Raw genomic sequence first — 8,555 nt, 5'->3', positions numbered from 1 at the left:
GCTCGAGCTGATGAACCGGGACCCGCTGCTGCGTCCGGTGCAGGGGGTGCTGGCCGCGCAGACGGTGGCACCGCAGGCGCGCACGCTGGCCGAGGACCGCGGCATCCGCGTGCTGGTCCTGGACTACGACGCGATGCGGGGCATCGAGGGCGGGCACACCCGCCTGTTCTGACCGGGCGGGAGGCCCGGGTCGACGCCGCCCCGCACGGCACGACGCACGGGTGGGCCGGTTCCGGTCCCCCGGTTAGGGTGGGTACGTCATGACAAGCCCGTTCAGCGCCATCCTCTTCGACCTCGACGGAACCATCAGCGACTCGGCGCCGGGCATCCTGGAGAGCCTGACGTACACGTTCCGCAAGGTCGGCGTCCCCGTTCCCGACCGCGCGACGCTGATGTCGTTCGTGGGCCCGCCGATCCTCGACACGTTCCGCATCGCGATGGGCATGGACGAGGCGCTGGCGGACCGCACGCTCGCCGTGTACCGCGAGCACTACTTCTCGCACGGGGCCCTGGACTCGACGATGTTCGCGGGGATCGACGTCGTGCTCCGCACCCTGCACGAGGCCGGCCTGCCGATCTCGACCGCGACGAGCAAGCCGGAGACCCCGGCGACGTACATCCTCGACCACTACGGACTGACCGGGGACATCGACATCATCACGGGGGCCAGCGACGACGAGGTGCGGTCATCGAAGGCCGACGTCGTCGAGGAAGCGCTGAAGCGGCTCGACGCCCGCGGGTTCGACATCTCGCGGCCGGTGCTCGTCGGCGACCGCCTGCACGACGTCGAGGGCGCCGCGGTGCACGGCGTCCCCGTGGTCTTCGCGGAGTGGGGCTACGGCTCCCCCGCCGAGGCCGAGGGCACCATCGCGCAGGCTGCGACGCCGCTCGACCTGCTGCCGATCCTGCTGCCGGGGTCGTCGGACTCGTCGCTCCCCGCGTCCGACGCGTCCGACGCCGCCGACGCTGCCGACGCCTCCGCTCGTTCGTGAGCACCGGAACAGTGGTCCGCCGCGCGGGCTGGGTCCTGCCCGTCGCGATCGTCCTCGTCGCGCTGAACCTGCGCGGGCCGATCGTCGCGCCGGCCCCGGTGATCGGGGACATCCGCCTCGACCTCGGTCTCACCACCACGGTCGCCGGACTGCTGACGACGATCCCCGTGCTCTGCTTCGCCCTCGCGACGCCGCTCGCCAGCTGGGTGATCGCGAAGGCCACCCCGGAGCGAGCACTGTCGCTCTCGCTCCTGATCGTGCTCGCCGGCACGATCGTCCGGTCGCTCCCGAGCGCCGCGGCGCTGCTCATCGGCACCGCGGTGATCGGCATCGGCATCACCATCGGCAACGTCGTGATCCCGGTCGTCATCCGGCGGGACACCTCACCTGAACGCGTCGGCATCGTCACCGGCGTGTACACGTCGGCGCTCAACGTCGGGTCGATGACGACCTCGCTCGGAACCGCGCCGATCGCCAGCGTCTGGGGGTGGCCCGCCGCGATCGCGGTGTGGGGTGTGCTCGCCGTCGTCGCCGGACTCGCGTGGTCGTACGCCGTCGGGCCCCGAGCTGCATGGCTCCGACCGGTGGCCGGCGCTCCCGTGGAACCGCTGCCCGTGACGGGGCCGATCGACCAGGTGCTCGGCACCGGGGCGATCCGGCTGCCCGACACCGCCTCCGCCGGGTCCGCGCCGTCCCGCCGCCCGACGCGCTGGGTGACCATCGGACTGACGCTGGCCTTCGGCGGGCAGGCGTTCTCCTACTACGCGCTCACCGCCTGGATCCCGACGCTGCTGCACGACGACATCGGTTTCTCGAAGGCGTCCTCCGGTGCGAGCTCGTCGGTGTTCCAGATCCTCGCGGTCGTCGGTGCGCTGGGCGTCCCGGTGCTCGCCGCACGCTGGCGTCCGCGCGCGATCCTGTCCCTCGTCGCGTTCCTCTGGCTCGCCATGCCGCTCGGGCTGCTCTTCGCGCCCCAGCTCTGGCTGCTGTGGTCGATCCTCGGCGGTGCGGCGCAGGGCGGCGGCATCACGGTGATCTTCATCATCATCGTGCGGCTCGTCTCGAACGACGACGACGCCCGGCGGATGTCCGCGTTCGTGCAGGGCGGCGGGTACCTGATCGGGTCGGCCGGGCCCCTCGTCGCCGGTGCGCTGCACGGTGCGACCGGGGACTGGACGGCACCGCTGCTCGTCGTGCTCGTGGCGGTCCTGGTGCTCGGGGTCGTCGGGACCCTGGCCGCGCGCCGGGTCCCCTGACCCCAGCGGTCGGCCGCCCGCGCGGAGGGCCCGCGCGGAGGGGGGTCGTTTCGCGCGGAGGGGGTCGTTTCGCGCGTAGGGGGTCGTTTCTTCCGACCCACCACGCGCGTTTCCTCTTCCCACCGCAGGCGAGATGGGAACGAACGCGCAGCGACCGAGCGGTCAGCCCGCGCGGAGCACGTCCTGCAGGGTCATCGGCGGACGGCCGGTGACCCGCTCGACGTCGCCGGAGACCCGCGCAAGGGCACCCTCGGCGATCGCCGTGTAGGTGCTCACCCACGCGTCGGCCTGCCACGGCTTCGGGTTCCACTTCGCCCGCGAGGCGTACGCCTCCTCCACCGTCTCCCGGTGGTAGGTCACGGTCGTCCCGCGCTCGGCGCTCACGATCGCAGCCGCCTGCTCGAGCGTGATTGCCACGGGGCCGGTCAGGTCGTACGTCCGGTCGAGGTGCCCTGCCGGGTTCGCGAGCACCGTCGCCGCCACCCGGGCGACGTCCGCGCGCGCGACCGCTGCCATCGCCCCGTCGCCCGCCGGCCCGCGGATCACGCCGTCCTCGCCGACGAGGTCCTCGACGAAGTCCAGGTAGAAGCTGTCCCGCAGGAACGTGTGCGCCATCCCGGTCGCACGGATCGCCGATTCGGTGGCCCAGTGGTCGCGGCCGAGCGTGAAGGTCGCATCCGGCGCTGCACCGGCGAAGGAGGTGTACACGACGTGCCGGACACCGGCGGTCGCGGCGGCCGCGACGAAGGCGCGGTGCTGCTGCAGGCGGTCCTGGGCCTCGGCCGCGGAGACCATGAGCAGCGTGTCCACGCCGTCGAGCGCCGCACGGGCCGCGTCCGTGTCGGCGAAGGTCGCCGTCCGGACCTCGGTGCCGGGCAGCTCCGGCGCCCGCGACGCGTCCCGGACGATCATCCGGAACGGGACCCCGTCGGCGGCGAGCGAGCGGGCGACGGCGCCGCCGATGTTGCCGGTCGCACCGGTGATGGCGATGGTCATGCTGGTCCTCTCGATGGTGCGCTGGTGGTCAGGTCCGGACGGTCCAGGAGGCTCGGGTCACCGTGGCAGCGACGCGTGCGGCGTTCACACCGTCGACCTCGACCGCCCAGGTGCGGGCCGCCTCGTGGTCGCGTCCGTGCCGCATGTGGCGCCCGACCAGACGGTCGACGCGGACCCGGTCGTCCACCGCGCAGAACCACGTCTCGGTGAACAGCTCCGGGAGCGCACTCCAGGGAGCGGCATCGTCGAGCAGGTAGTTGCCCTCGGAGACGACGAGCCGGGTGTCGCGCGGGACGGCGATGCTGCCGGCGACGGGTTCGTCGACGCGGCGGTCGAAGTCGGGTGCCCAGACGACGGGTTCCTGCGCTGCGACGAGTCGCCGGACGAGCGCCACGTACCCGTCGGCGTCGAAGGTGTCGATCGCGCCCTTGTGGTCGTGCCGGCCGAGCGCGTCGAGTGCGGCGTTCGCCAGGTGGAAGCCGTCCATCGGCACCTGCACGGCCGTCCCGGCGCCGAACCGCTCGTCAACGGCCGCGACCACACGCCGAGCCAGGGTCGACTTGCCGGCTCCCGGTGCCCCGGCGATGCCGAGCACCACGCGGGACGGCGACGACGCCAGCTCGATCGCTCGTTCGACGGCTTCGTCGACACTTCCCTCCGCGCGCACGCCCTCATCCTCCCAGAGGTGTTCACTGTCGGCATGAGCATCGATGCGACGAAGGCGTTCAGCGGGTTCTCCGTGCGGGACCCGGCCGAGGCGAAGGCGTTCTACACGGACGTCCTCGGGCTCGAGGTGACCGAGGACCACGGCATGCTCTCGATCCAGCTCGGCGACGGCCGCTGGGTCTTGGCGTACCCGAAGGGCCCGGCGCACGAGCCGGCGTCCTTCACGATCCTGAACTTCCCGGTGCCCGACGTCGACGCGGCCGTGGACGAGCTCGCCGCCAAGGGCGTCAGCTTCCTGCACTACGAGGGCATGACCGACGAGAAGGGCATCAACCGCAAGGGCGGCCCGCTCATCGCGTGGTTCACCGACCCCTCGGGCAACGTCTTCAGCGTCATCGCGGAGTAGCCCGCCCCGCGAAATGTCGCATCCAGAAAGCTGGCGCCCGGGAGCGGCGGCGATCTACCTTCTCCGCACCGACGAAGAAGGAGCAGACCATGCGCATGCCGAAGATCGACCCGATGAGAGCAGAAGCGCTCCGCGCGCGTCGCTCCCTGATCCTGCAGTACTGGGGCCTGGACGACAGGGGATTCGGGCCCGTGATGGAACTGCGGGAACTCCAGGGCGACGAGTGGCAGGCCGAGGCCGAACTCGACGCCATCGACTTCGTGCTGAGCGACGCACCGTGAGAACCGTCAAGGCCGCGACGGCCTTCGGGTTCGTGCGCGATCTGCAGCAGCTGATCGACGGCGTGCTGCCGGAACACGGCGTGCGGTTCTTCGAACGCCGTTCGGACAACGTGCTCCTCGTGCGTACACAGCGTGACGACGGGGATCCCTCGACGATCCCCCTGCGCGTGGGCGGAGCGGTCGTCGCTGACCTCGACGTGCGGTTCGCACTCTCGAGCGAACCCGCCAGCGCTCGATTCCGGACCGAGACGTCGCAGTTCCGGCTGTTGATGCGACCGGATCGCGAGCCCCTTGCACGGTTCGAGTACGAGCGCACGAAGTCGGGTGCCCCGGTTGCGCACTGGCACGTCCACTCGGAGCGCGGCGCCTTCACCACGATGCTCGCAACGGCGTCCGCGGCCGGCCGACGTCAGCGAGACCCATCTCGGCTGTCGACACTGCACTACCCGGTCGGCGGCAGCCGGTTCCGGCCGTCCATCGAAGAGTTCCTGGTGTTCCTCATCGAGGAGTGCGGAGTGGACTCACTGCCCGGGTGGCGCTCCGCGATCGCCGACGGCCAAGCCCGGTGGGTCTCGACGCAGGCGGGACTCGTCGCGCGGGAGAATCCGGAGGAGGCCGCCGCCCAACTGCGCAGCATGGGGTGGCTCGTGGAGGGACCGGGGCGGGAGCGCGTCAGCGCCTGAGTGGTCAGGGGGTGAGGGCGCCCGCCCAACCGAGGGCGATCGGGACGACCAGGCCGTGCCGGTGGTGCGGGAGGTCCGCGATCGGGATCCAGTCGGCCCGCTCCGTGGAACCGTCCGCCTCGTCGCGGAGCTCCCCACCGGTGACCGTCACGCGGAACACGACCTGCAGCGCCTTCATCGGGCGACCGTTCTCGTGCATCCGTCGCTCCGCGGGGACGAGGTGGTGGCGGACGCCGAGGAGCCCATCGACAGCGACCTCGTAGCCGGTCTCCTCCATGAACTCGCGGACGACGGCCTGCTCGACGCTCTCGTCGTACTCGACGCCGCCGCCGGGCAGCGCCCACGTCCCCGCCTCCGGGAACCGCTGCATCGCGAGCAGCACCCGCCCCTCGTGCGTGACCACGCCGTACGCAGCGACCCTGGTGTCGTACTCGGTGTACTCCATGTCCCGACCATCCCAGCAACGGGAGCCGGCGCTCGCATGCCGCGCCGAGCCTCCAGGCCGTCCCGACGGAACCCGGCGCGCTATCGTGAGCCCCATCCGAGCGTGCCAGCCGCAGGGATCGCGGCACCGCGGCGCTCGGGGAGGGACGGCGTGCGATGACGACGACGGTCACGAACCGGGACGGAGCGGTCACGTTCCGTCCCGCGAACGAGGTGCCGTGGGACGACCTCGACCTCGTGTTCGGCGAGCGCGGCGACCCGGCGACGTGCCACTGCCAGTGGCTGAAGACGTTCGACCGCGAGTTCACCGACATGCCGAACGACGAGCGCACCCGGCGGTTCCGGGCCGAGGTCGGGTGCGACGACCCCGACGCCCGCGACACCACGGGGGTCGTCGCCTACCGGGACGGCGAACCGGTCGGGTGGGCGGCCGTCGAGCCACGGCCGGCGTTCGTCCGGTTGCGCAGGACCCGCGTGGCGTGGGCGGGACGGGACGAGGACCGCACCGACGAGAGCGTGTGGGCGATCCCCTGCTTCGTGGTCCGGAAGGGGTTCCGGCGCCAGGGCCTCAGCCACGCGCTGGTCGTCGGTGCCGTCGAGCACGCGCGGCGGAACGGGGCGCGCGCGGTCGAGGGCTACCCGATGCAGTTCGCGCCGGGGAAGGAGGACGTCTGGGGCGAGCTCTTCGTGGGTCCACGGTCGGCGTTCGTGGCCGCCGGGTTCCGGGAGCTCACGCACCCGACGGCACGGCGGTACGTGATGCGGCTGGACCTGTAGACCGCGGCGTCAGACCGCGGCCTCAGACAGGCGCACCGTCAGACCGTCGCGCCGGCACCCCAGCCGACCCGCATCCGCGCGACGGCACGGTCGAACCCGGGCAGCAGGTCGACGTCGTCCCGGAGCATCGACTGCAGCTGGAGTCCCTCGTAGAGCGCGAAGAGCTGCTCCGCACCGTGCCGCGGGGACAGTCCCCGGGGTTCACGGCCGGCGACGACGTCCCGGGCCAGGGCCAGGGTGAGGTCCTCGAACGACCGTGTGTACTGGCCGCGGAACCACCCGGCGGCAGCGTGCGACGGGCTCGACGCGGCGCTCATGACGGCCATGCGGAGCCGGACGAGTGCCGGTTCCTCGATGCCGGACTCCAGGCGCGCGCGGACGTACGCGACCGCACCGTGCTCCTCGGCGAGTGCCCAGAGCGCCCGACGGGTGCCGTTGTTCCAGCGGTCGACGACGGCCACGACGAACAGGTCCCAGAGCGGGAAGACGCGACGGAACTCCTCCTCGGCGATGCCGGACAGCCGTGCGACGTCGGTCGGCCCGACGTCGTGGAAGTCGGCCTCGCGGTACGCGGCGATGCCGGCGGCGACGATGCTGGCGCGGAGGTCGTGGTCGGACGCGGGCATGACGTCGATTGTCCGGTGCGGCGGGGGTGTGCCGCGACCGCCCGTTCTGGGGACTCCGCTCAGTGCTCGAAGACCAGCGTCTCGTCGTCGGGCGCCGTGACCCGTCCGGTCCTGGCGAACTCGGCCCAGATCGCCCGGACGCCGGGTCCGCGGCGCTCCACCTCCGCCCAGTCCCGTTCCGGCACGAACCGGCTGCCCGCCCACGCGGCCTTCCGGCCCAGCAGGAGCGGGAGGTCGCTCATGTGCACGGCACCCGTCGGACGGACGGTCGCGCCGCGGAGCAGTCGGTAGACGGTCGCGTTCCCACCGCCAGCGCGATGCCGTGCTGCGAACGCCCGGGCATCGCGGCCGTAGATCACCGCCGTCAGCGGCCGGACCAGCCACCACCGCACCAGCGCACGCGGAACCCGGTGCCGCACGATGCGCTTCAGCACGGGGATGACCGGCACGTACATGCCGGCCTCGTCGGACGCGGACCCGATGAGGACGTCGATCTCCGGGGCGACGCGGCGCCAGGCGTCGGCGAGGTCGCGCTCGGCGGGGAGCGGCGCGTGCCCGTACTGCGTCCCGAACGGCATCCCGCCACGGAGCCCGTACGGGGCGGCGACCTTCGTGCCGAGCGCCTGACGGTCGAGCAGGTCCTCGAGCGGGGTCTCCTCGGTGACCACGCCGACGGCGTCGACCATCGCCCGGTTCATCCGCGCGCGGTTCCGCGAGAGCCCGAGGGGCGCGCTCTGCACGATCGCGCGGCGGAAGAGCCCCTCGGCGCCGTCGCTGATCATCAGGTGCGCGACGGCGTCACCGCCGGCGGACTGGCCGAAGAGCGTCACGAGGTCGGGGTCGCCGCCGAACGCCGCGATGTTCTCCCGCACCCAGCGGAGCGACGCGACGAGGTCGAGCAGCCCGAGGTTCGCCGGGATCCGCTCCCCGTCGCCGAGGAACCCGAGCACGCCGAGCCGGTACGTCACGGTGACGACGATCACGCGCTGCTCGCGGACCAGGTCGTACGGGTCGTTGATCGGCAGGTCGCCGCCGCCGATGACGTACGAGCCGCCGTGCACCCAGACCATGACGGGGAGGCGTTCGTCCGGGCTGATGTCGCCCGGGATCGTGATCGAGAGCGCCTGGCAGCGTTCGTCGACCTCGGCCTCGATGACGTGGAGCAGCTGGTCGACGACGGTCGCGGCGGGCTGCGGGGCGACCGGCGCGGGGAAGTCGGCATGGAACACGTCGTCGAAGACGGGCATCGGCTGCGGCGGTCGGAAGCGGTCCGCCTGCGCGTAGGGGACGCCGAGCACGCGGACGACGTCGCCGTCCAGCGATCCGCGGATGCGTCCGGCTGGGCTGTCGAAGGTCCTGGTTCCGTCGTCGCTCACCCGGCCACGCTAGCCCGGGAGGCTCGGTGCCGGCCCGGCGCGCCGGCCCGCG

Annotated in this window: 12 protein-coding genes; 7 read left to right on the top strand and 5 right to left on the bottom strand. The window is 72.4% G+C overall.

Going from position 1 to position 8,555, the window contains the following annotated elements; translation table 11 throughout:
* The 3 genes from EDF24_RS02985 to EDF24_RS02975 form a co-directional block, all read left to right on the top strand.
* Nucleotides 1-172 (top strand): endonuclease NucS domain-containing protein (locus EDF24_RS02985; RefSeq protein WP_123701051.1); only part of this gene is annotated, 172 nt, incomplete at its 5' end.
* 88 nt (nt 173-260) lie between these two features.
* The gene (locus EDF24_RS02980; RefSeq protein WP_123655100.1) at nt 261-992 is read left to right on the top strand and encodes an HAD hydrolase-like protein; all 732 of its coding nucleotides are present in this window, start codon (nt 261-263) and stop codon (nt 990-992) included.
* On the top strand, nt 989-2,248 hold the full coding sequence (locus tag EDF24_RS02975) for a CynX/NimT family MFS transporter (RefSeq protein ID WP_165931349.1): 1,260 nt from the start codon (nt 989-991) through the stop codon (nt 2,246-2,248). The genes EDF24_RS02980 and EDF24_RS02975 overlap by 4 nt, the downstream gene beginning before the upstream one ends.
* A 162-nt stretch (nt 2,249-2,410) precedes the next feature.
* Here the strand turns inward: EDF24_RS02975 and EDF24_RS02970 are convergent, their stop codons facing one another.
* Together EDF24_RS02970 and EDF24_RS02965 are read right to left on the bottom strand one after the other, a co-directional pair.
* Nucleotides 2,411-3,244 (bottom strand): SDR family oxidoreductase, encoded by an 834-nt coding sequence (locus EDF24_RS02970; protein WP_123701049.1) that lies wholly within the window; start codon nt 3,242-3,244, stop codon nt 2,411-2,413.
* Between the two features lie 28 nt (nt 3,245-3,272).
* Nucleotides 3,273-3,911: a nucleoside/nucleotide kinase family protein gene (locus EDF24_RS02965; protein ID WP_123701048.1), complete on the bottom strand. Its 639-nt coding sequence runs from the start codon at nt 3,909-3,911 to the stop codon at nt 3,273-3,275.
* Between the two features lie 33 nt (nt 3,912-3,944).
* Between EDF24_RS02965 and EDF24_RS02960 the strand changes: the two genes are divergently transcribed.
* From EDF24_RS02960 to EDF24_RS02950, 3 genes are all read left to right on the top strand, one after another.
* Nucleotides 3,945-4,316 carry a VOC family protein gene (locus tag EDF24_RS02960; RefSeq protein WP_123655097.1) on the top strand — a complete coding sequence of 124 codons (372 nt, stop codon included), beginning with the start codon at nt 3,945-3,947 and terminating at the stop codon, nt 4,314-4,316.
* Nucleotides 4,317-4,405: 89 nt separating this feature from the next.
* A complete protein-coding gene (locus EDF24_RS02955) occupies nt 4,406-4,597 on the top strand; it encodes a hypothetical protein (protein ID WP_123655096.1) in 192 nt (63 codons plus the stop codon).
* A complete protein-coding gene (locus EDF24_RS02950) occupies nt 4,594-5,280 on the top strand; it encodes a hypothetical protein (protein ID WP_123655095.1) in 687 nt (228 codons plus the stop codon). Before EDF24_RS02955 ends, EDF24_RS02950 begins: the two co-directional genes overlap by 4 nt.
* A 4-nt stretch (nt 5,281-5,284) precedes the next feature.
* Here EDF24_RS02950 and EDF24_RS02945 read toward each other — a convergent pair whose 3' ends face one another.
* Complete coding sequence (locus tag EDF24_RS02945) at nt 5,285-5,725, bottom strand: NUDIX hydrolase (RefSeq protein ID WP_123655094.1); 441 nt, start codon at nt 5,723-5,725, stop codon at nt 5,285-5,287.
* A gap of 155 nt (nt 5,726-5,880) precedes the next feature.
* Between EDF24_RS02945 and EDF24_RS02940 the strand changes: the two genes are divergently transcribed.
* On the top strand, nt 5,881-6,501 hold the full coding sequence (locus EDF24_RS02940) for a GNAT family N-acetyltransferase (protein WP_123701047.1): 621 nt from the start codon (nt 5,881-5,883) through the stop codon (nt 6,499-6,501).
* 38 nt (nt 6,502-6,539) lie between these two features.
* Here the strand turns inward: EDF24_RS02940 and EDF24_RS02935 are convergent, their stop codons facing one another.
* Both EDF24_RS02935 and EDF24_RS02930 read right to left on the bottom strand, forming a co-directional pair.
* Nucleotides 6,540-7,127, bottom strand: a complete 588-nt coding sequence (locus EDF24_RS02935) for a hypothetical protein (protein ID WP_123655092.1) — start codon at nt 7,125-7,127, stop codon at nt 6,540-6,542.
* A gap of 59 nt (nt 7,128-7,186) precedes the next feature.
* The gene (locus EDF24_RS02930; protein WP_123701046.1) at nt 7,187-8,503 is read right to left on the bottom strand and encodes a carboxylesterase family protein; all 1,317 of its coding nucleotides are present in this window, start codon (nt 8,501-8,503) and stop codon (nt 7,187-7,189) included.
* Nucleotides 8,504-8,555: the final 52 nt, after the last annotated feature.

It is taken from the genome of Curtobacterium sp. PhB130 (assembly GCF_003755165.1).
Taxonomy (GTDB): domain Bacteria; phylum Actinomycetota; class Actinomycetes; order Actinomycetales; family Microbacteriaceae; genus Curtobacterium.
Note: the sequence above shows the minus strand (reverse complement) of the source record. Positions and strands in the feature narration are given on the sequence as shown.

What these genes read in the sequence shown, in the direction of transcription:
- EDF24_RS02955 (WP_123655096.1), top strand. Translation starts at nt 4,406, where the DNA reads ATGCGCATGCCGAAGATCGACCCGATGAGAGCAGAAGCGCTCCGCGCG.
- EDF24_RS02935 (WP_123655092.1), bottom strand. Translation starts at nt 7,127, where the DNA reads ATGCCCGCGTCCGACCACGACCTCCGCGCCAGCATCGTCGCCGCCGGC.
- EDF24_RS02940 (WP_123701047.1), top strand. Translation starts at nt 5,881, where the DNA reads ATGACGACGACGGTCACGAACCGGGACGGAGCGGTCACGTTCCGTCCC.
- EDF24_RS02980 (WP_123655100.1), top strand. Translation starts at nt 261, where the DNA reads ATGACAAGCCCGTTCAGCGCCATCCTCTTCGACCTCGACGGAACCATC.
- EDF24_RS02970 (WP_123701049.1), bottom strand. Translation starts at nt 3,244, where the DNA reads ATGACCATCGCCATCACCGGTGCGACCGGCAACATCGGCGGCGCCGTC.
- EDF24_RS02960 (WP_123655097.1), top strand. Translation starts at nt 3,945, where the DNA reads ATGAGCATCGATGCGACGAAGGCGTTCAGCGGGTTCTCCGTGCGGGAC.
- EDF24_RS02945 (WP_123655094.1), bottom strand. Translation starts at nt 5,725, where the DNA reads ATGGAGTACACCGAGTACGACACCAGGGTCGCTGCGTACGGCGTGGTC.